16 protein-coding genes are annotated in these 19,649 nt (G+C 71.6%); 11 read left to right on the top strand and 5 right to left on the bottom strand.

The annotated features are described in order from the left end of the window. Positions 1 to 19: 19 nt before the first annotated feature. From WMF34_RS01135 to WMF34_RS01120, 4 genes are all read right to left on the bottom strand, one after another. Positions 20 to 1,870, bottom strand: coding sequence for a hypothetical protein (locus WMF34_RS01135; RefSeq protein WP_437992139.1), 1,851 nt, complete (start codon positions 1,868 to 1,870; stop codon positions 20 to 22). 325 nt (positions 1,871 to 2,195) lie between these two features. Next, positions 2,196 to 2,597, bottom strand: a complete 402-nt coding sequence (locus WMF34_RS01130; RefSeq protein WP_437992138.1) for a type II toxin-antitoxin system VapC family toxin — start codon at positions 2,595 to 2,597, stop codon at positions 2,196 to 2,198. Continuing rightward, entirely contained in the window at positions 2,585 to 2,851 is a 267-nt protein-coding gene (locus WMF34_RS01125) for a hypothetical protein (RefSeq protein ID WP_044963642.1), read from the bottom strand. The genes WMF34_RS01130 and WMF34_RS01125 overlap by 13 nt, the downstream gene beginning before the upstream one ends. A gap of 224 nt (positions 2,852 to 3,075) precedes the next feature. Next, entirely contained in the window at positions 3,076 to 3,714 is a 639-nt protein-coding gene (locus tag WMF34_RS01120) for an HNH endonuclease family protein (protein ID WP_437994719.1), read from the bottom strand. 556 nt (positions 3,715 to 4,270) lie between these two features. On the opposite strand from WMF34_RS01120, the gene cobM reads away from it, so the two are divergent. Genes cobM through WMF34_RS01090 form a run of 6 tightly spaced genes read left to right on the top strand, consistent with a single transcriptional unit; the run spans position 4,271 to position 10,199 of the window. Further along, entirely contained in the window at positions 4,271 to 5,065 is a 795-nt protein-coding gene (cobM, locus tag WMF34_RS01115; RefSeq protein ID WP_437992137.1) for a precorrin-4 C(11)-methyltransferase, read from the top strand. After that, positions 5,062 to 5,613: a cob(I)yrinic acid a,c-diamide adenosyltransferase gene (cobO, locus tag WMF34_RS01110; protein ID WP_437992136.1), complete on the top strand. Its 552-nt coding sequence runs from the start codon at positions 5,062 to 5,064 to the stop codon at positions 5,611 to 5,613. The genes cobM and cobO overlap by 4 nt, the downstream gene beginning before the upstream one ends. Beyond that, positions 5,613 to 7,112 (top strand): cobyrinate a,c-diamide synthase, encoded by a 1,500-nt coding sequence (locus tag WMF34_RS01105; protein ID WP_437992135.1) that lies wholly within the window; start codon positions 5,613 to 5,615, stop codon positions 7,110 to 7,112. The genes cobO and WMF34_RS01105 overlap by 1 nt, the downstream gene beginning before the upstream one ends. After that, the gene (cobU, locus tag WMF34_RS01100; protein WP_012232847.1) at positions 7,109 to 7,699 is read left to right on the top strand and encodes a bifunctional adenosylcobinamide kinase/adenosylcobinamide-phosphate guanylyltransferase; all 591 of its coding nucleotides are present in this window, start codon (positions 7,109 to 7,111) and stop codon (positions 7,697 to 7,699) included. The genes WMF34_RS01105 and cobU overlap by 4 nt, the downstream gene beginning before the upstream one ends. Continuing rightward, positions 7,696 to 8,640 carry an adenosylcobinamide-phosphate synthase CbiB gene (gene cbiB / locus WMF34_RS01095; RefSeq protein WP_437992134.1) on the top strand — a complete coding sequence of 315 codons (945 nt, stop codon included), beginning with the start codon at positions 7,696 to 7,698 and terminating at the stop codon, positions 8,638 to 8,640. Before cobU ends, cbiB begins: the two co-directional genes overlap by 4 nt. Then, positions 8,637 to 10,199, top strand: coding sequence for a cobyric acid synthase (locus tag WMF34_RS01090; protein ID WP_437992133.1), 1,563 nt, complete (start codon positions 8,637 to 8,639; stop codon positions 10,197 to 10,199). The genes cbiB and WMF34_RS01090 overlap by 4 nt, the downstream gene beginning before the upstream one ends. Before the next feature lie 31 nt (positions 10,200 to 10,230). On the opposite strand, the gene WMF34_RS01085 is transcribed toward WMF34_RS01090, so the two are convergent. Then, the gene (locus WMF34_RS01085) at positions 10,231 to 10,902 is read right to left on the bottom strand and encodes a hypothetical protein (protein ID WP_437992132.1); all 672 of its coding nucleotides are present in this window, start codon (positions 10,900 to 10,902) and stop codon (positions 10,231 to 10,233) included. Between the two features lie 155 nt (positions 10,903 to 11,057). Here WMF34_RS01085 and WMF34_RS01080 point away from each other — a divergent pair, with 155 nt between their 5' ends. The 5 genes from WMF34_RS01080 to WMF34_RS01060 all read left to right on the top strand — a co-directional run bounded on the left by WMF34_RS01080 (position 11,058) and on the right by WMF34_RS01060 (position 19,392). Beyond that, positions 11,058 to 13,238 (top strand): DUF362 domain-containing protein, encoded by a 2,181-nt coding sequence (locus tag WMF34_RS01080; RefSeq protein WP_437992131.1) that lies wholly within the window; start codon positions 11,058 to 11,060, stop codon positions 13,236 to 13,238. Positions 13,239 to 13,329: 91 nt separating this feature from the next. Continuing rightward, positions 13,330 to 13,968, top strand: a complete 639-nt coding sequence (locus WMF34_RS01075) for a regulatory protein RecX (RefSeq protein WP_012232842.1) — start codon at positions 13,330 to 13,332, stop codon at positions 13,966 to 13,968. A 109-nt stretch (positions 13,969 to 14,077) separates the two neighbouring features. Next, positions 14,078 to 17,533 (top strand): ATP-binding protein, encoded by a 3,456-nt coding sequence (locus WMF34_RS01070; protein WP_437992130.1) that lies wholly within the window; start codon positions 14,078 to 14,080, stop codon positions 17,531 to 17,533. 69 nt (positions 17,534 to 17,602) lie between these two features. Next, positions 17,603 to 18,019, top strand: a complete 417-nt coding sequence (locus WMF34_RS01065) for a GAF domain-containing protein (RefSeq protein ID WP_437992129.1) — start codon at positions 17,603 to 17,605, stop codon at positions 18,017 to 18,019. A 143-nt stretch (positions 18,020 to 18,162) separates the two neighbouring features. Continuing rightward, positions 18,163 to 19,392 (top strand): radical SAM protein, encoded by a 1,230-nt coding sequence (locus WMF34_RS01060; protein ID WP_437992128.1) that lies wholly within the window; start codon positions 18,163 to 18,165, stop codon positions 19,390 to 19,392. The last annotated feature ends 257 nt before the right edge of the window (positions 19,393 to 19,649 follow it).

The following is a 19,649-nucleotide window of genomic DNA, read 5'->3' as shown; positions in this document are numbered from 1 at the left end:
CCATCTCCGGAGGGCAGACTCAGGGCGACTCGGCGTTCGCCATGGCGGCCCGGAGCCGGCCGCAGGCCTCGACGAACCCGGTCGAGAGGACCTGGTCGAGGTGCCAGAAGTTCCTCTGCCGCTCGTGCTCGTAGAACCGGGCGATCGTCACCAGGAGCAGGTCCACGCACAGCGCCGGGTCGCGCCAGGCGGGCTCCGTCCGCGGCCCTCTCCGCGACCCGCTCCGTGGCCCGTCAGCGCACGACGCGGCGAGCGTCCGCTCGAGCACCGCGGCGACCTGCGCGAGCTGCAGCACCATCCGGCGGCACGCGCTCGCGCGGATCCCTCCGCCCTTGGCAGCCACCGGCCGCAGCGTGTCGTCGAACGCCGTCGCGAGCTCGCGCCACAGCAGCGCGCCCGCCTGATCCACCGCCTCCTTGAGCCCCGCGGCCGGAACGCGCGGCGAGAGCGCGTCGACGAGGCGGGCGCGCGCCCCCGCGTCCTCGGCCAGCGCGCGGTACGGCGCCGACCAGCGGGCGACCTGGCGGCGAACGTCGCCCACGGTCAGATCGAGCTTGAGCCCCGTGATGGGGAGGAGCGACGCGTCCGGCAGCTTCAGGGAAGGCCTGTGCCAGGCGTACTTGCTCTCCATGAAATCGGCGAGCATCTCGGCGATGCCGTTGCTCGCGGCCACCTGGATTCGCGCCCTGACGTCGGCCTCGGCGAAGCGGCGCAGCGCCGCCTCGTCGAGCTCGGTGCGGCCCCCGCGCTCGACGAAGGCCGAGGCGATGCCGGGGCCGACCGCGCCGGGAAAGACGGTGTCGAGCGCGAGGGGCTCCTCGAGCCGCGGCAGCACCGCGTACTCCCACTCGAACTCGGCCAGCGCCTCCTGCCACGCATGGCCCCAGGCGTCATGAACCACGTAGTCTTCGACCTCCGGCGTCCGGAGGACCATCACCATGGTGGCGAGGGTCTGTGTGACGACCTCCGTCGGGACCGAGGCCGCGTCCGCGAGGGAGCGCGCGAGCGCCGGATCGATGGCCGCGCGGTCGAAGTAGCCGAACGCGGGAAACCGCGCCGTCGCCGCGGTGTTCGTGTCGTCGCATCGGGCGATGAAGGCGGAGATGGCGCGCCGCTCCTCCTCCGGGCGCTCGTCCCAGCCGGGCACCTCGAGCCGCGGCGCCTCGCCGGAGCCCGCCGCGCCGGGCGAGCCGGTCGCCGGCGCCGACGCGCGGAGGCACAGGAAGATCGCGGTCGACGTCATGAGCAGATCCACGTCGCCGGGACGCCACGGCAACGGGCCGTAGATCGCGCTCATGAGCTCGGCGCACGCGGCGGGCGACGCGCCCCCCTTCGCGGCGAGCTGCGATGCGATCGCCTTCGTGATCCTGTGCTTCACCGCGAGGTTGGAGGTCATATGATCCATCGCGGCCTCGACCTGCGCGAGCTCCGCCTCGTCCCACCCGAGCGCCTCTCGCAGCGCCCGCCGGACGATCGGGATCCCCTCGCTGCCCTCCGGCAGATCGAGCGGGAAATCGAGGAGCGGGCGCGACGCGACCGTATCGATGAGCGGCGCGGAGCTGCTGCCGGCGAACCGGAGCCAGAGCAGCACCGCCTCGGTGAACCAGGCCCGGAACGACGCGCTCGCCGCGTGGAACTCGTCCGGGGTCGGCTCGCTCAGGGCGTCGATGCCGCGCATCAGCCGCTCGCGAAGATCGCGCCCCCTCGCCTCCCGCTCCTCGCGGCTGCCCTTCGTCGCATCTTGCAGCTCCTCGATGTCGGCGAGCAGATCGAGCGTGGGTCCCCACGCGGCCGGGAGCGTCGGCTCGAAGAGGGCTGCCGCGCACAGGATTGGCATCGAGGGCTGAGAACTTCCGTTCTGCTGGTCCATGGCGTTTCCTTGAAGAGGGGTGCGACCTCCCATCGCATCACAGGCGCATGCCCTGAGCAAGGCCCCGGACCAGCACGTCCGAGGGAGAAGACGGGAGCCTGCGGCACACACCGCAGGTTCGTGTCCTCGGGCCTGCGATGTGTCTCTCGGGCCTCCGCGCCGGCCGCACGGGCTCCACCATGAACGCTGGCGTCCGCTTCGGGACCGCTCTAGTTTTTTCGCGCGCCCGCGGTCCCGTCCGGGATCGCCGGCGCACGGAGCGCACCCAAGTACTGATCTCTCGTAAGCGACGAGGGCACTGGATCCATTGGCGGGTGCAGGGCGCTCACCAGTGGAGTACCCTCAGCCCCGGTATTCGTGGGAAGCTGCGAGCGTCTCGGGTTGCCACATCATACCCGACTGCGAGCGCTGTCGCCGCAATCAAGAGGTCGTGCGCACCGACAGGCGAGCCCTTCGCCGCGAGTTCAGCAGAAAGGCGAGCGTGCACGCGTGCAGCCACGAGATCGAACGAAATCAAAGACAAGTCGGCGAGCAGCCGCTCGACGAACGCCTCTCGCCGGGCGCGTTGCGAAGCTTCCACCGCTCGGTGAACCCCGTGCAAGAGCTCCGATGCGGTGATCGCCGCGATGGCCACCGGTTCGTCCCCGTGGTCACGAAGCACGCGCTCAAAGTCCAGCTTCCCACGTTCGGCCGCGATGAGCACGCTGGAGTCGATCAGCGCTCCCACGGGGTCTCCGGCATCATCGGCTGGTTCTGTGCGACCTCCTCGACGGCGTCGAGGTAACCATCGTCCGGGCGCGGCGCGGTTTGCAGCAGTCGAACGAGGTCTCGGACCGTGCGCCGCGCGGGAACGATGGGTTCGATCCGGCAGATCGGTTCACCTTCGCACTCGACGACAAATACGTCCCCATGCGAACGGACGCGCTCGAGTACATCCGGAAACGTCTGCGTGGCCTCAGCCGCGGAAATGTAGGACGCCATGCGGCTCATGGTACCCGGTCCGGTCCATCTGACAACCCGCCAGGCGCTGGCCCTCGCTTCGATGGCAGCGCCCACGCATGAACGGGACCCGGTGATGGGCCGAGACCCCGCTGAAGCGCGGCGGCGGAAGGGGCGGACGCGGCGCGTGGCGCCCCGGGGCGTCGAGTGGAGCGAGGCTCGGCGCAGCATTAACACCCGCCGTTTGTTGGGCGGCACGGCGCAGTTTACAAGCTTGGTCCGAGCCAAAGCTTGAGCGCCTTATTGAGGAGGTCCTTTCCACGCTTCTGAATCGCCTCCTCGTCCCAGGTAACATGCTCATGAAGCTGCTGATTGATCGGCAGCAATGATGCACTCATGAGTGCAGGCCTCTTCGTTATCCACGCTGAATTCGACACGGTTGAATTCAGCGCCTGGGTGACGAGCGTCAGATTCCCGAAAGTCTGAACGAGATCGTTGCGACGCTTGGTTGCAACAGCCTTCGAATCGTCGGGCTTCGCCTCCCATAGCTCCGTGCCTGACAAACCCTTCTCACCGCTCGGGAGCGTCCACTTTTCGAGCCAATTTTGGGGCATGATGTGCTCGACGGTGAGTGGACTATCAATCGTAATTCGCTCACTGAGATTCGTCAGGTGCTCTTCGCCGACGCGTCGCAGGATATGAACAACCTTAGGACTGGTGAGCTCGTAGGCGTTCCCGCTCAACCACGCCTCTGAAAATTGAGCATCAGTGGGCCACGCCGAGCTCTCGCCAGAGAGACCAGAGAGAGTTACGCGGAGGATCTCTGACGATGTCCCCGCCGTCCGCAAAACCCTGGCAAGATTAAGAAAAATGCGATTATAAGACTTGGTGGTCCACCCCAGCACAGCCCTTCGCAGAAGGTAAGATTCCAGAATCGCCAAAATCGACTTCCATTGGGTCTCATTCAGATTTGCGTCAAGAAGGACCAGCAACAATGGATAGCAAAAACTGACGAGGCGTAGGGGTACGCTGTGAGCTCCCCCCGGAACTCGCCCCTAGCGTTCCTTAAGGCCGCAAAGGGCTCGGACGACCGGCGGTCGAGCGTCGCCCACCAACGCCATGGCGTCAAGCATCGCGTCCGCCTTACCGAAGGTCCTTCACCCGCCGATCCGGCCTCGTCTGCGTACGCAAAGCCTCTGCGGTTGCCCCGTCGGCCACCGTGAACCTTCGCCCGGCCAGCGTCACCACGAGCTTTCGGCAGCCCGCGGAGCCGTCCTGCACGCTCCAGAGCGCCATCTTTGCGGAGTTGGCAAGCAGCGACCACGCTCCGGTCAGTTTCCTCGAGGCTCCGCCTCGGCGGCTCTGCCCCACCCCCTAGCGCCCGCCTCGCGATCGCTCTAGCTTCGCGCGCCCGCGGTCCCCTCCGGGATCGCCGGCGCACGAAGCAAGGAAAGAACTCCCATGCGCGTCTACATCATCGGCGCGGGCCCGGGCGATCCCGGGCTCATCACGGTGCGCGGCGCCGAGCTCGTCGCTCGCTGCCCGGTCGTCATGTACACGGGCTCGCTCGTCCCCCGGGAGATCGTGGCGTCCGCGCGGCCGGACGCCCGGGTCATCGACTCCTCCGGCATGACCCTCGACCAGATCGTGGAGGTCTTCGTCGAGGCCAGGGACGCAGGGCACGACGTGGCGCGCGTCCACACGGGCGATCCCGTCCTCTTCGGGTCGACGGCCGAGCAGATGCGCCGGATGGATGCGCTCGGGATCCCGTACGAGATCATCCCCGGCGTCTCGTCCTTCACCGCGGCGGCCGCGGCGCTCGGGCGCGAGCTCACGCTGCCCGAGCTCTCGCAGACCGTCATCCTGACGCGCGCCGAGGGGCGCACGCCGGTGCCGCCCGCCGAGCGGCTCGAGGAGCTCGCCCGCCACCAGGCGACGCTCTGCCTGTTCCTGAGCATCACCCTGCTCAAGGACGTGACCGCGGCGCTCATCCCGGCCTACGGCGCGGATTGCCCGGTCGCGGTGGTGCACAAGGCGAGCTGCCCCGATCAGAAGATCGTGAGAGGCACGCTCGCCGACATCCGGGACAAGGTGCGGGCCGAGGGCATCAAGAGCCAGTCGATGATCCTGGTCGGCCGGGTGCTCACCTCCACCGATTTCGCCGACTCGCGGCTCTATGATCCGGATTTCAGCCACCGCTTCCGCAAGGCCGAGAAGAAGCTCCTCGTCCCTGGCACGACCGAGGAGGACTCGTGAGCGCGGAGGAGAGCGCCGGAGCGGCGGCAGGTCGACGAGGGCTCGTCATCGTCTATACGGGCCACGGCAAGGGCAAGACGACGGCCGCGCTCGGCATGGTGTTCCGCGCGCTCGGCCGGGGCATGCGCGTCGCGGTCGTGCAGTTCATCAAGGGCAAGTGGAAGACCGGAGAGCGGCTGTTCGCCGAGACGCTCCCCAACCTGACGTTCCTCGTCATGGGGCGCGGCTTCACCTGGGAGAGCGACGATCTCTCGCGCGACAAGGCCGCGGCGCGCGCGGCCTTCCAGGAGGCCGCGGCGCTCATCGGGGGCGGCGAGCAGGACATCGTGGTGCTCGACGAGATCACGTATGCGCTCCATTACGGCTTCATCGCCGAGGACGAGCTGCTCGCGGCGCTGCGCGCGAGGCCCGCGCACGTGCACGTCGTGATCACCGGCAGGAACGCGCCCGACGCGCTCCTCGCGCTCGCCGATCTGGTGACGGAGATGAGATCGGTGAAGCACCCGTTCGAGCAGGGGCAAAAGGCCCAGATGGGAGTCGATTTCTGATGTCCCGGGCCATCCCCCGGCTCGTCGTCGCCGGCACGGCGAGCGGCGTCGGCAAGACGACCGCCACGGTGGCGATCGCGCGCGCGCTCCGCGCCCGCGGCCTCCAGGTCGCGCTGTTCAAGTGCGGCCCCGACTACCTGGATCCGACCTACCACGCCCGCGCGGTGGCCGGGACATCGCACAACCTCGACGGCTGGATGATGGGCCGGGAAGCGGTCCTGTCGACGTTCGCGGCGGAGACCGCCGGCGCCGACGTCGCGCTGATCGAGGGGGTGATGGGGCTGTTCGACGGGGCGAGCCCGACCGGGGAGGAGGGCTCGACCGCCGAGATCGCGAAATGGCTCGAGGCGCCGGTCGCGCTCGTGATCGACGCGTCCGGGATGGCCCGCAGCGTCGCGGCGCTCGTCCAGGGCTTCGCGGGCTTCGATCCGGCGCTGCGCGTCGCCGCTGTCGTGTGCAACCAGGTCGGCAGCCGCGGCCACCTCGACATCCTTCGACAGGCGCAGGCGCAGGTGAACCGGTCGCTGCCGGTCCTCGGCGGCCTGCCGCGGGACGAGGCGCAGCGCTTCCCCGAGCGCCACCTCGGCCTGCGCACGGCCGACGAGGCCGCGCTCCCCGAGGAGCGCCTCGACCACTGGGGCGCGCAGGCCGAGGCGTGGATCGGGCTCGACGCGCTGCTCGAGATCGCGCGCGCGGCGCCGCCCTTGCCGGCGGCCGGCGCGGCCGCGACGCCCGGCGCAGCTGCCGCCAGCGCGCAGCGCGGCCGGGCCCGCATCGGCGTGGCGTTCGACGAGGCCTTCCACTTCTACTACGCGGACAACCTGCGCCGCCTCGAGGCCGCCGGGGCCGAGATCGTGCGCTTCTCGCCGATCCGCGACGCGCGCTTGCCCGACGTCGACGCGCTCTACCTCGGGGGCGGCTACCCCGAGGTGCACGCAGAGCGCCTGGCCGCGAACGCCGCGCTCCGCGACGAGATCCGCGCGTTCGCCGGCCGTGGGGGCCCGATCTACGCCGAGTGCGGCGGGCTCATGTACCTGACCGAGGCGATCCGCACGCTGGACGGGCGCGCGCACCCCATGGTCGGGCTCGTGCCCGCGGAGGCCGCGATGTGCGAGAAGCTGCAGGCGCTCGGGTACGTGGAGGTCGAGACGCAGGCGCGCACGATCCTGGGCGGCGCGGGGCTCCGCTTCCGCGGGCACCAGTTCCGCTACTCCGAGCTCCGCCCGTCGCAGCGCGCTGCGCCGGCGCCGGCCGAGCCGTCCGCGGCGCCGGCCGAGCCTCCGCCCGCGCAGGCGCCGCCGCCTGCCGAGCACGCGCCCTTGCCGATCGAGCACGCCTACTCCGTTCGGCGCCGGCGCGGCGGCCAGGTCGCGCGCGAGGGGTACCGGGCGGGGAGCGTCCTCGCCTCGTACGTGCACGCGCACTGGGCCTCGAACCCGCTCGTCCCCGAGGGGCTCGTCGCGAGCGCCGCCGCGCACCGGAAGGAGCGCGCGCGATGAGCGGCCCGGGCACGGCGCCGCGCCGGGTCGCGCTCATCGGCGGCGGCGTGCGCTCCGGCAAGAGCGCGTTCGCGCTCTCCCTCGCGCGCTCGCTCGGCGAGCGCCGCGCCTTCATCGCAACCGCCGAGCCGTTCGACGACGAGATGCGGGCGCGCATCGACGCGCACGTCCTCGAGCGGGGCGGCGCGTTCCTCACCGTGGAGGAGCCGATCGCGCTCCCCGAGCGCATCGCCTCGCTCTCCGGCGTCGACGTCGTCGTCGTCGACTGCCTCACGCTCTGGCTCTCGAACCTGCTGCTCCGCGACGAGACCGAGGGCCGCGCGCTCGGGCCCATCGAGGAGCGCATCGAGGCGCTCGCCGCGGCGGTCGAGTCGGCGGCGCCGCACGTCGTCCTCGTCTCGAACGAGGTCGGCATGGGCGTGGTCCCGGAGAGCCGGCTCGGCCGGGCGTTCCGCGACCTCGCGGGGCGCGCGCACCAGCGGCTCGGCCGCTCGGCCAGCGAGCTCTACGTGGCCGTGATGGGCGCGATCCTCCGCCTGCGCCCCGGCCCGGTCGCGCTCGTCGGCGGCGGCGAGGACGCGCGATGACGGCCGCCGCCGCGCTGCTCGTCGCTGTCGCGTTCGACCTCGCCTGCGGCGAGCCCCCCGCCGCCGTCCACCCCGTCGTGTGGATGGGCTCCGCCATCCAGGCGCTGAAGCGCGCCGCGCCAGCGGGCGGCCGCGCCGCGGAGCTCCTCTTCGGCGCGCTCATGGCCCTCGCCGTCCCCTGCTTCTTCGCCGCGCTCGGCGCCGGCGTCGCGGCGCTGCTCGCCCCGCACCCCGTCCTCGCGCTCGCTTTGTCAGGTCTCTTGCTGAAGCCCACCTTCGCGCTCCGCGCGCTCCGCGACGCGGCCTATGGCGTGCGCGACGCCCTCGAAGCGGGCGACGTCACCGGGGCCCGCGGCGCGCTGCGGAGCCTCTGCAGCCGCGACCCGTCGGAGCTCGACGAGCCCGCGCTGGTCGCCGCGTCGGTCGAGTCGGTCGCGGAGAACGCATCGGACAGCTTCGTCGCGCCGCTCTTCTATTTCGCCCTCTTCGGGCTCCCGGGCGCGCTCTTCTACCGCGCGGTGAACACGCTCGACGCGATGGTCGGCTACCACGGCCGCTACGAGTACCTCGGCAAGGCCTCGGCGCGGCTCGACGACGCGCTGAACTTCGTGCCGGCGCGGCTCACCGCGCTCCTCCTGCTCGCCGCCGGGTGGCTCCGCGGCGCCGACGCGCGCCGCGGCCTCGCCGTGCTCCTGCGCGACGGCGGCCTCACCGAGAGCCCGAACGCCGGCCGGCCCATGGCGGCGATGGCCGGGCTGCTCCGGGTCGAGCTCGAGAAGCGCGGCCACTACCGCCTCGGCGACCCCGTGGAGCCGCTCCGGCGGGGGCTCATCGACGAGGCCTGCCGGATCGTGGTGCTCGCGGCGCTGCTCTTCGCCGGGCTCGCGGCGGCCCTCCTGGCGGCGGCTTCCTTTGGGCTTGGACAGGAGCTCTTCCGATGACGGCGCTCACGGTGATGGTGCAAGGCACGGCGTCCTCGGTCGGCAAGAGCCTCCTCTGCGCGGCGCTCTGCCGCATCTTCCAGCGGCGGGGCCTCCGGGTCGCGCCGTTCAAGTCGCAGAACATGGCGCTGAACTCGTTCGCGACCCTGGACGGCGGCGAGATCGGAAGGGCGCAGGCGGTGCAGGCCGAGGCGGCGCGCGTCGCGCCGACGGTCGACATGAACCCGGTGCTGCTCAAGCCCGAGGGCGACTCCCGCTCCCAGGTGATCGTGCTCGGCAAGCCGATCGGCAGCCTGCACGCGCGCGACTACTTCGCGTACCGGGGAGAGCTGAAGGACATCATCGCCCGCTCGCTCGGGCGGCTGCGCGAGGCGCACGACGTCGTGGTGATCGAGGGGGCGGGCAGCCCCGCGGAGATCAACCTGAAGGACCGCGACATCGTGAACATGCACGTGGCGCGCGCCGCCGACGCGCCGGTGCTGCTCGCCGGCGACATCGACCGAGGCGGCGTGTTCGCGGCGCTGGTCGGGACGATGGCGCTGCTCGAGCCCGACGAGCGCGCGCGCGTGGCCGCGTTCGTGATCAACAAGTTCCGCGGCGACCTCAAGCTGCTGGAGCCGGGGCTCGACATGCTGACGGCGCGGACGGGCGTCCCGGTGCTCGGCGTGGTGCCTTATCTGAAGCAGCTGCGCATCGCGGACGAGGACTCGGTGTCGCTGGAGGGCCGGCGGCGCCGGGCGCCGGCGGGCCCGGGGCAGCTCGACATCGCGGTGGTCCGGCTGCCGCGGATATCGAATTACGACGACGTGGAGCCGCTGGAGCACGAGCCCGGCGTGGTGGTGCGGTTCATCGAGCGGCCGGACGAGATCGGCAATGCAGATCTCGTGCTGCTCCCCGGGACGAAGAGCACGATGGCCGATCTCGCGTGGCTGCGCGCGAGCGGCCTCGCCGAGGCGGTCGCGGCGCGCGCCCGGCAGGGCGGCTGGACGCTCGGGATCTGCGGCGGCTGCCAGATGCTCGGCGGGGCGATCGAGGATCCGGAAGGCGTCGAGTCGGCCGAGCCGGCGGCGCGGGGCCTCGGGCTGCTCGATGTATGGACGCGGTTCGAGCGGACCAAGACGGTGGCGCAGGTGCGGGCGCGGCTGGCGGGCGGCTCGTTCCTCGGCCCGGCGGGCGCGGTGAACGCGGGAGAGGCCGAGGGCGAGGGGGCGGGAGAGCTGACCGGCTACGAGATCCACATGGGCCGCGTGGAGCGGGTGGGCGGCGCGGCCGCGGCGTTCGCGATCGGGTCGAGGGGCGGCAAGGCCGAGTCGGCGCTCGACGGGGCCGTGTCGGCGGACGGCGCCGTGGTGGGCACGATGATCCACGGGATCCTCGACAACGACGGGCTCCGGCGGTCGCTCCTCGCGGCGCTGCGCGAGCGGAGGGGGCTCCCCAGGGCCGCGGGCGAGCCGGCGATACCGAGCCGGCACGAGGAGTACGACCGGCTCGCGAATGCGGTGGAGGCGAGCCTCGACCGGGCGCTGCTCGACCGCATCGTGGGGCTCGACCGGCGCTGAGCGGCGCCCCGACGACCGGGCTCCCCGCGGCTCACTCCTTCGTGAACCGCATGTAGTGCTGGATGGGCCCCGAGGCGTCCGCTCCCGCCGATACCGGGAAGCCTCTGGTGAACGAGGATCCCTGCGCGCAGAACGGGTTCTCCTCGGGCTCCGCGCCCTCGGGCTCGAGGGTCAAGATGGATCCGGAGACCGACCAGGTGCCCGTCGACGGCGTCGTGATCCGCCCGAAGACAAACGTACACGCGCAGTCGGCGCCCGCATGAGCGCACTCCGCCGAGGTGAGGGGCGACTCCTTCCCAGCCGCGGCCCGCTGCATTTTCACGCTGAGCTGCGCGCACGTGATCGGGATGTCCTCGGCCGCGAGGCACGCCGCAGGGTACACCGCCTTGATCGGCCCCTGATGCGTGATGGTCGTGACATAGGTGTTATCGGCCCGGAATTCGGCGCGTCCGCTCACCACCATGCCGCTGATGTCGATCTCCCCGTCACACCCCTTGTTGAGGTCCTCGAACATCGAGGGATCCAGGCACGCCTCATCCATCGTCCAGCTTCCTGTCGGATCGCCGCCGCACGCCGCGACCAGCCCGCAGGAGGGGCCTTCTTCCTTGCTATTTCCCTCGTCGTCGACGCTGCCGCCGCACGCGGACAGCGCCAGCAGGGTCGTCACGATCACGGCCGAGAACACGCCAGAAACAGATTTCATCCCATCCCCCATTCGCGAGACTTCTTTATTGGAAGTAAATTCCACGCCAGAAGGGCCACACATCCGTTCATTCCGCGCCTGCACTGGAATACATGAGCTGTATCAAGATTCTTGCTTCTCGCCGCCGTCGTTTCGCCCCATCGTGCTCCGCGAGCATGAACACGACACGGGCGATCCACGGCCGCCGGGCGCGGCGCTCTTCCCTCGCGATCGCGGCGCTGGTCGCCGTCCTTTCGGGCTGCGGGGACCGGCAACGCCAGCCGGGCGGCGGTCCCGGCGACGGCGGCCCCGCCGCCGCGCAGCCGCCGCCCGACGCGGCGGCGTCCTCGCCGGCGCCCGCGCCGGCGCAGACCGCCTCCTCGTTCGCGGCCGCCTCCGCGCACCCCGCCGTGCCGACCGCGATCCCGAGCGCGTCGAGCGACGTGGTCGCGGGCGCGTCGCAGCGGTACGAGTCCGGGCCCTCGGTGATCGCGTCCGACAGCATCGACGGCGCCGCCCTCAGGAAGCGGCACGTCGAGCGCATCAAGGCCGACGACTCGCCCGTCACCGTGCTCCGCGGCCAGGGTCCCCTGGAGCTCGGCAAGCGCATCTGCGAGGCCGTGGTGCCGAGGCGCCCCGCGGCGACTCCCGTGCTCCTCAAGCCCAACATCTGCGGGTTCGACAGCGTGAAGGACCCTGCAAAGTCGAAGGGCGACGACGGCGTGACCGGCCGGATCACCCAGCCGGAGTTCGTTCGAGGCGTCGTCCAGTGCCTCAAGGCGCGCGGGCACACCAAGATCACGATCGCCGAGGGCTGCGGCCACTCGCACAAGTTCTGGAAGGACATCGCGCAGCGCACCGGCTATGAGGCGATGGCCGCCGAGGAGGGCGCCGCGCTCGTCGCGATGGACGACGACGGGGTCTACGATGTCGCCGGCGACAGGCCCGGAAAGCCCCTCGCCATCCGCGGCATCCAGGCGACCCACGTCCCGACGCTGCTGATGCCGAAGGTGCTGGCCGAGCACCTCGACCACGGGCTCTTCCTGTCGCTCCCCCGGCTCAAGATGCACCGGTACTCGGTCATCTCCGTCGGTATCAAGGGCATGCAGGGCACGGTCATGCTGTCGGACAGCGCGCCTGCCTACAAGCAGAAGTGGAGGATGCACAGGGAGCTCAAGGCGTACCTGGACACGAAGGCCGCTGGCCAGGAGGATAGAGCTCTTTACTTATCCTCGCTCCGCGTCTTCGCCGAGCGGATGGTCGACGTGCTCGAGATATCCGCGCCGGACGCGGTGCTCGGCGACGGCGCGCCGGCGATGGGCGGAGACGGCTTCCAGGTCCTCCACCCCACGTCGGAGATGGTGGCGGTCGGCGGCACGAACCCGGTGCGGGTCGACCGCGTGGCGGCGGAGCTCCTCGGCGTGTGGAACAGCCCCGCGCTCGCGCGCGAGCTCGGCGGCCACCGGACCTCGCCGCTCATCGACGCCGCGGCGAAGCGGTTCGGGCTGGATCTCAAGGCGACGGCGATCACGGGAGACGGGGCAGATCTCCTGAAGAGCCCGAGGCCCGTGCATTACAAGGCGATGGCGCCCTTCCGGCTCGACTGGGAGCCCGGACAGGCGCCCTTGCCCGGCGGGCCCGCGAAGGCGCTCGATCCCGCGCCGCCGGCCTCGCAGAAGGCGCCCGACGGGAAGCAGGGCGCCGAGCCGAGCGGAGGCCCCGCGAAGCCGGAGGCGCACGCGTCGCCGCTTCCGCCGGGAGAGCAGGTCGTGCTCGACGGGAAGGCCGACGACGCGGCCTGGAGCCGCGCGAAGGCCGTGTTGTGGGACACCGACTATGCCGGCAAGCCCACCGGGTTCCCCACGCGGGCGCGCTTCCTCTGGTCGAAGCAAGGGCTCCACGCGCTCTTCGAGCTCTCGAACGCGGGGCTCAACACGGATCACTCGAAGCCCGTCGGCACGGAGCGAAAGGGACTTTATAAAGAGGATTGCATCGAGCTCTTCCTGACGCCGGCCCCGAGCTCGCCGAGGCGGTATTTCGAGGTGGAGATCGGGCCGTTCGGCCATTTCTTCGATATCGCGATCGACCGCGACGCGCGCCTGGAAGACACCGCGTGGTCGAGCGGCGCGACGATCGCGACGAGCCAGGACGCGCGGGCGCGCACGGCCGTCATCGAGGCGCTGCTGGCCGCGCCGGGGATCGTCGGCGCGCTCGCCCCGAACGCGCGGCTGCCCATGAACCTGTACCGGATGGAGGGCAAGGACCCACGGCACTACCTCGCGTGGAGCCCGCCCCGCACGAGCAAGCCGAACTTCCATGTCCCGGAGGCGTTCGGCGTGCTCGTGCTCGATCCGTGAGGTGAGCCCGCAGGCGCCCCGCCGCGGCGGGAAGCAGGCGGGGTGAGCGGGCGCTTGCGGCCCGCGCCAGGTGCGCCATCGTCCCTCGCGCATGCCGCTCATCACGGGAATCGTCCCCTCGCCCGACAAGCCCGGCCACGTCGTCATCCTGGTGGACGGGGTCCCCTTCGCCACGGTGCCCGAGCAGGCCGCCGCCGGCCTGACCCCCGGCCAGGACAGCCCCGGGGCCGCGGCGGAGCCGCCCCGGAAGACCGCCGCGGGCGAGCAGAAGACCTACGAGCGGGCGCTGCGGCTCCTGTCGTTCCGGGCGCGATCGGCCAGGGAGCTGGAGAAGCGCCTGATCGAGAAGGGCGAGCCCAGGGAGCACGTGACGACCGCGATCGAGCGCCTCACCTCGAGCGGGCTGCTCGACGACGCGCGCTTCGCGGAGGCCAAGGCGCGCTCCGGCATCGTCGGCAAGCCCCGGTCGCGCCGCAGGATCGAGCAGGACCTCGCTCGCAAAGGCGTCTCGCGCGACGTGGCGGACGCGGCCATACGGCAGGTCATGGCCGAGGAGGGAACGGACGAGTCCGCCGTGGCCGAGCGGGCGGCGCGCAAGAAGCTCCGCTCGCTCTCGGGGCTCGCTCCGGCGGAGCAACGGCAGAAGCTCTATGCTTTCCTCGCGCGCCAGGGCTATTCGCCCGACGTGGCGCGCCGGGCGCTGCGCGCGGTGCTCGACGCGCCGCCGTGAGCGGCGCCGGCCCACCGGCCCCTCCGGGGTGCGGCGGATCACCCGGGCAACCCAAACACATTATTTTTCTGCCCTTCTCCCGCCACCCACAGCACGCTACAAAGGGCCCATGTCGCTCGAGCTGGATGGCCCGCCGCCGGATCGCGCGGACGCTCGCGCGGTCCTCGCCGGCGGAGGCGAGATGGGCGCGCGCATGCGCGCGATCGACTGGTCGAAGACGCCGCTCGGGCCGGTCTCGTCGTGGCCGCAGAGCCTCAAGACGTGCGTGCGCATCGTCCTGACGTCGCGCCAGCCGATGTTCGTCTGGTGGGGCGACTCGCTCATCAATCTGTACAACGACGCCTACAAGTCGATCGTCGGCGGCAAGCACCCCGAGGCGCTCGGGCAGCCCGCGTCCGTCGTGTGGCGCGAGATCTGGGGCCAGGTCGGGCCGCGCGCCGCGTCCGCGATGCGCCGCGACGAGGGCACCTACGACGAGGCGCTCCTCCTCATCATGGAGCGGAACGGCTACCAGGAGGAGACGTACTACACGTTCTCTTACAGCCCTGTGCCGAACGATCAGGGCGGCACGGGCGGGATCCTCTGCGCCAATACCGAGGACACGCGGCGAATCATCGGAGAGCGGCAGCTCTCGCTCCTCCGCGACCTCACGGCGCGGACCGCGCACGGGCGCTCGTGGGAAGACGTGTGCGCGTTGGTCGCGAGCTCGCTCGCGACCAACGCGAAGGATCTCCCGTTCGCGCTCCTCTACGTCGTCGACCCGGACCGGCGGCGCGTGCAGCTCGCGGGCAGCACGGGGTTCGAGCGGGGGCACGCCGCGGCCCCCGAGACGATCGCGCTCACGGACGCGTCGCCGTGGCCGCTCGCCGCGGTGCTGCGAGAGCACGAGTCCTGCCGCGTCGTCGAGATACCGACTCACCTCCGCGATCTCCCGACCGGCGCATGGCAAAGGCCGCCGACGCGGGCGGCCGCGCTCGCGATCTCCCCTTCGGGCGAGACGGGGCGCGCCGGGGTCCTGATCGTCGGGCTGAATCCGTTCCGCCTCTTCGACGACGATTACCGCGGCTTCCTCCACCTCGTCGCCGGCCAGATCTCCGCCAGCATCGCGAACGCGCAGGCGTACGAGGAGGAGAAGCGGCGGGCGGAGGCCCTCGCCGAGCTCGATCGCGCGAAGACAACGTTCTTCAGCAACGTGAGCCACGAGTTCCGCACGCCCCTCACGCTGATGCTCGGGCCGCTCGAGGACGCCCTCGCGTCGGCGGAGCGGAGCCTGTCGGGCGCGGATCTCGAGACCGCACACCGCAACGCGGTCCGGCTCCTCAAGCTGGTCAACGCGCTGCTCGACTTCTCGCGCATCGAGGCGGGCCGGATCCAGGCGTCGTACGAGCCGACCGATCTCTCCGCGCTCACCGCGGATCTCGCGAGCGCCTTCCGCTCGGCGATGGAACGCGCGGGGATCGCCTTCGAGGTCGATTGCCCGGCGCTGCCCGAGCCCATCTACGTCGATCACGACATGTGGGAGAAGATCGTCCTCAATCTCCTCTCGAACGCGCTCAAGTTCACGTTCGAGGGGACGGTCTCGATCTCGCTCCGCGCGCACGGCGATCGCGCCGACCTCACCGTGCGGGACACCGGGACGGGCATCCCGGAACGCGAGCTCTCGCACCTGTTCAAGCGGTTCCATCGGGTCCAGGGCGCGCGATCCCGCACGCACGAGGGGTCCGGGATCGGGCTCGCGCTCGTCCACGAGCTCGTCCGCCTCCACGGCGGGACCATCCACGTCACGAGCGAGCTCTCCGTGGGGACGTCGTTCACGGTCTCCCTGCCTCGCGGGGCCGGGCACCTGCCGAAGGACCGCGTGAACGCCGCGCGCACGCTGGCGTCGACGACGACGGGCGCGGCGCCTTTCGTGCAGGAGGCGCTCCGCTGGCTGCCCCGCGCAGAGAGCGACTCGTCCCCCGGCGCGGAGGGCGACTCGCCCCCCGGCGCAGAGGGCGATAACGCCGTCGAGCACCTCGCCCCGGCGGCGTGGACGCCGTCCGACGGCGCCGCGCTCGAGGCCGGGCCGGCGGGGCGCGTCCTGCTGGCGGACGACAACGCCGATATGCGCGAGTACGTCGGGCGGGTGCTGCGCGAGCGCTGGACGGTGGAGGCCGTCGCCGACGGCGCCGAGGCGCTCGCGTCGGCGCGCCGCAGCCCGCCGGCTCTCGTGCTCACCGACGTGATGATGCCGAACCTCGACGGCTTCGGCCTGCTCCGCGCGCTGCGCGCGGACGAGCGCACGAGGGGTGTCCCGGTCGTCATGCTCTCCGCGCGCGCCGGGGAGGAGTCGCGCGTCGAGGGGCTCGAGGCGGGCGCGGACGACTACCTCCCCAAGCCGTTCTCCGCGCGCGAGCTCGTCGCCCGCGTGGCCACGCACCTCCAGCTCGCCCGGCTGCGGGCAGCGGCCGAGCGCGAGCGCGAGCGGCTGTACGACCTCTTCATGCAGGCGCCGGTCCCCATCGCGGTGTTCGCCGGCCCCGAGCACCGCTACGAGGTCGCGAACCCGCCGTACTGCGAGATGGTCGGCCGGCGGGACCTCGTCGGGAAGAGCGTGCGCGAGGCGTTCCCGGAGCTCGGCGAGCACGAGGCGATCGCGATGCTGGACCGCGCGATCGAGGCCGGCCAGCCGCTGCGCATGACCGAGCTGAGCATCCCCGTCCGGCGCGGCGGCGCGGTGAACGAGGCCGTCTTCAACTACGTCGCTCAGCCCATCCGCGACCCCTCCGGCGCCGTCTCGGGCGTCATGGTGGTCGCCTTCGAGATCACCGATCAGGTGCTCGCGCGGCGCCGCATCGAGCAGCTGAGCCAGCACCGAGAGGAGCTCATCGCGGCGCTCGCGAAGACGAACCAGGAGCTCGACCAGTTCGCTTACGTCGCCTCGCACGACCTCAAGGCGCCCCTCCGGGGGATCGCGAACCTGTCCGAGTGGATCGAGGAGTCGCTGGCCGGGAAGCTGGACGGTGAGACGCAGGAGCACATCCACCTCCTGCGCGGGCGCGTGCGCCGCCTCGAGGCGCTCATCGACGGGATCCTCCATTACTCGCGGGCAGGGCGCCTGCGCGGCGACGTGGTCAGCGTCGACACCGGCCATCTGCTCGCGGAGGTCGTCGAGCTGCTCTCGCCGCCCGAGGGCGCCCGGGTCGACATCGCGCCAGGGATGCCGACGATCGCCGCGGAGCGCGTCCCGATGCAGCAGGTATTCCAGAACCTCATCAGCAACGCCCTGAAGCACGCGCGCCGCAGCGACGCGCGCGTCGAGGTGACGTGTGAGGACGCCGGTGCCTACGTCGAGTTCGCCGTGAGCGACAACGGGCCCGGCATCGCGCCCGAGTACCACGAGCGCATCTGGGATCTCTTTCATACGCTCGAGTCGCGCGACAAGGTGGAAGGCACCGGGATAGGGCTCTCCGTCGTGAAGAAGATCGTGCAGAGCCGCGGAGGGAGCGTGTCCGTCTCGTCGCGCCCAGGCGCAGGAGCGACCTTCATCGTGCGCTGGCCCAAGCGGGTGAAGGACGAGGCCTGACGCAGCGCCGGCGTGTCCCGCGAGCTGCCCCGGGTTGACGCAGGCCCCGCGACGGTCGAAGGTGCGAGCATGCATGCGCGCCGAGAGTCGTTGGAGCCGTGGCTTCGGAGCTTCGTCGCCGACAACGGGGGTATCGCTGGCACGGTGCACCTCGTCGAGGGCGATGCGCTCGCGCTGGCCGCCGCCGTGAACATCCCCGAGAAGGTGCAGGAGATCACGCGCCGCGTCCCGCGGGGCAAGGGCATGGCCGGGCTCGCCTGGGAGCGCGACCAGCCCGTGCAGACGTGCAACCTGCAGACGGACACGTCCGGCGACGTGCGGCCCGGGGCCAGGGCGGTCGCGGCGCAGGCGGCGGTGGCGCTGCCCGTGCGCGACGCCTCCGCGAGCGTGCGCGCCGTCGTGGGGATCGCGTTCGCCGGCGAGCGCGAGCTCGGCCAGGACGAGCTCGATCGGCTCGCGCAGGGCGCTTTCGCGCTGCCGGCCTGACAAGAGCGCTCCCGCGCCGGGCCACCTCGCTGCCCGCCGCAGCGCCGCTCTACCGCGCCGCTGCCCACAGCTGCGCCGCCACGCCACCGCACCACAAGGCCCTTGTTTTTCGCGGCTGCGATGCTAGCGATGCCCGCTCTCCCATGGAGACGAACGGACGCAGCGCCCCGAAAGCAGCGATTGACGCTCCGCTCGACGCGCTCGATCCGGGCGCCCGCCCGCACGTCCGCGTGGAGGACCTCGTTCGCGGCGCCGCGAACGAGCCCGCGGGCGAGCGCGCCGCAGCCGGGCCTGGCGAGGGCGGCGCCATGGGCGAGCCCCTCACGGCGAAGCTCGCCCGCCGCACCGTGCCGGGCGCGCTCTACGAGCCCGGTCCCGAGGAGGGGTATCTCCGGTGCACCGCGTGCGCGCACCGCTGCGTGCTCGCGCCGGGGCGGGCGGGCGCGTGCGGGATCCGCTTCGAGAAGGACGGCGAGCTGCGCGTCCCGTTCGGCTACGTCGCGCGCCATTACGTGCGCTCGGTCGAGACGAACACGATCTTCCATGTGCGCCCCGGCGCGAGGTCCCTCACCTTCGGGATGTTCGGGTGCGACCTGCGCTGTCCTTATTGCCAGAACTGGAAGGTCTCCCAGGCCCTCCGCGAGCCGGAGGGCGACGGCGAGCCCATCGACATCAGCGCCGCGGATCTCGTCGAGGTGGCCGTCGCGGCGGGCTGCGGGGTGCTCGCGAGCGCCTACAACGAGCCGATGATCACCGCCGAGTGGGCGCGCGCCGTCTTCGCCGAGGCGCAGCGGCGGGGGCTCGTCACGGCGCTCATCTCGGATGGCAACACGACGCCCGAGGCGCTCGCGTACATGCGCCCGGTCACCGACGTGTTCCGCGTCGACCTGAAGGGGTGGAGCGCGGATCAATACCGGACGCTCGGCGGCCGCGTCGAGCCGGTGCTCGCGGCGATCGGCGAGGCGCGGCGCCTCGGCTACTGGGTCGAGGTCGTGACGCTCGTCGTCCCCGGCTTCAACGACAAGGCGGCCGGCCTCCGCGCCCTCGGCGCCGAGATCGCCGGGGTCGACCCCGACATCCCCTGGCACCTGAACGCCTTCTACCCGCGTTACAAGATGCGCGATCGCATGACGACGGACCCGGCGTTCCTCGTGGACGTGGCGGGCGTCGCCTACGCGCGGGGGATGAAGTACGTCTACGTCAGCAACGTGGCCGACCGCGTCCGCGAGCTCTCGCATACACGCTGCCCCGCCTGCCACGAGGTCGTGGTGCGGCGGTTCAACTACGAGACGCAGCAGGTCCTCCTCTCCGGCGGCGCGTGCCCTTCCTGCGGGACGCGCGTGCCCGGGCTGTGGGGACCGGCAGCGCCGTAGCGCCGCACAGGCGGACGCCCGGCTCCTGCCGAGCCCGCGAGCGCATCGCCGCCCGGGAGCCGACTGGGCCTGTTGCTGAGAGGTTTCTGCCTCATTTCACCAGACGCCCTGTCCGGCGCTCCGCGCATCCCGGCAGAGCCATATTGCGTCCCTACCGAACTCCCCCGCTTGCAGGAGCATCGCTGACCCTCTGGCCGCACAGGCTGGCTGGAATAGGCCCCGCCCGCGGATCGGACTGGCCTGCTGGCCGGCCAGTC

Origin of the sequence: Sorangium sp. So ce145, from assembly GCF_051525985.1 — a bacterium.
Taxonomy (GTDB): domain Bacteria; phylum Myxococcota_A; class Polyangia; order Polyangiales; family Polyangiaceae; genus Sorangium; species Sorangium cellulosum_B.
This window is presented reverse-complemented; position numbering and strand designations above follow the sequence as displayed.

Excerpts from the sequence above, each read along its gene's own strand:
- WMF34_RS01135 (WP_437992139.1), bottom strand. The coding sequence starts at position 1,870 with ATGGACCAGCAGAACGGAAGTTCTCAGCCCTCGATGCCAATCCTGTGC.
- WMF34_RS01090 (WP_437992133.1), top strand. The coding sequence starts at position 8,637 with ATGACGGCGCTCACGGTGATGGTGCAAGGCACGGCGTCCTCGGTCGGC.
- cbiB (WP_437992134.1), top strand. The coding sequence starts at position 7,696 with ATGACGGCCGCCGCCGCGCTGCTCGTCGCTGTCGCGTTCGACCTCGCC.
- cobM (WP_437992137.1), top strand. The coding sequence starts at position 4,271 with ATGCGCGTCTACATCATCGGCGCGGGCCCGGGCGATCCCGGGCTCATC.
- WMF34_RS01085 (WP_437992132.1), bottom strand. The coding sequence starts at position 10,902 with ATGAAATCTGTTTCTGGCGTGTTCTCGGCCGTGATCGTGACGACCCTG.
- WMF34_RS01075 (WP_012232842.1), top strand. The coding sequence starts at position 13,330 with ATGCCGCTCATCACGGGAATCGTCCCCTCGCCCGACAAGCCCGGCCAC.
- WMF34_RS01070 (WP_437992130.1), top strand. The coding sequence starts at position 14,078 with ATGTCGCTCGAGCTGGATGGCCCGCCGCCGGATCGCGCGGACGCTCGC.
- cobU (WP_012232847.1), top strand. The coding sequence starts at position 7,109 with ATGAGCGGCCCGGGCACGGCGCCGCGCCGGGTCGCGCTCATCGGCGGC.
- WMF34_RS01125 (WP_044963642.1), bottom strand. The coding sequence starts at position 2,851 with ATGGCGTCCTACATTTCCGCGGCTGAGGCCACGCAGACGTTTCCGGAT.
- WMF34_RS01080 (WP_437992131.1), top strand. The coding sequence starts at position 11,058 with ATGAACACGACACGGGCGATCCACGGCCGCCGGGCGCGGCGCTCTTCC.
- WMF34_RS01105 (WP_437992135.1), top strand. The coding sequence starts at position 5,613 with ATGTCCCGGGCCATCCCCCGGCTCGTCGTCGCCGGCACGGCGAGCGGC.
- WMF34_RS01060 (WP_437992128.1), top strand. The coding sequence starts at position 18,163 with ATGGAGACGAACGGACGCAGCGCCCCGAAAGCAGCGATTGACGCTCCG.
- WMF34_RS01065 (WP_437992129.1), top strand. The coding sequence starts at position 17,603 with ATGCATGCGCGCCGAGAGTCGTTGGAGCCGTGGCTTCGGAGCTTCGTC.